This is a genomic window from Winslowiella arboricola (assembly GCF_025527015.1).
Taxonomy (GTDB): Bacteria; Pseudomonadota; Gammaproteobacteria; order Enterobacterales; family Enterobacteriaceae; genus Erwinia; species Erwinia arboricola.
This window is the reverse complement of sequence record NZ_JAODIM010000022.1, coordinates 1-345: the sequence shown is the minus strand read 5'-3', so window position 1 is coordinate 345 and position 345 is coordinate 1. Positions and strand designations below refer to the sequence as shown.

Below are 345 nucleotides of genomic sequence, written 5' to 3'. Positions count from 1 at the left end.
GTATGGTGGAGCTAAGCGGGATCGAACCGCTGACCTCCTGCGTGCAAGGCAGGCGCTCTCCCAGCTGAGCTATAGCCCCATACAGTTACTGCAGAGACCATCTACTACCAGGAGATACATTTTCACGTTCGTGAGAATGTAATTTGCGCTCAGGCAAGGCGTGGATTCGCGAAGCATACTTTTGTATGCGAGCCGGAGCCACAACGCAGCATGAGTACAAATTTGGTAGGCCTGAGTGGACTTGAACCACCGACCTCACCCTTATCAGGGGTGCGCTCTAACCACCTGAGCTACAAGCCTGTAGAGGTTTTTTCTGCTCGTTACTTTCATCAGACAATCTGTGTG

Annotated in this window: 2 tRNA genes; both read right to left on the bottom strand. The window is 51.9% G+C overall.

The window, feature by feature from the left end:
- Window positions 1-3: 3 nt before the first annotated feature.
- Window positions 4-79, bottom strand: a tRNA-Ala gene (locus N5923_RS00110).
- 144 nt (window positions 80-223) lie between these two features.
- Window positions 224-300 (bottom strand) — tRNA-Ile (locus N5923_RS00105).
- Window positions 301-345: the final 45 nt, after the last annotated feature.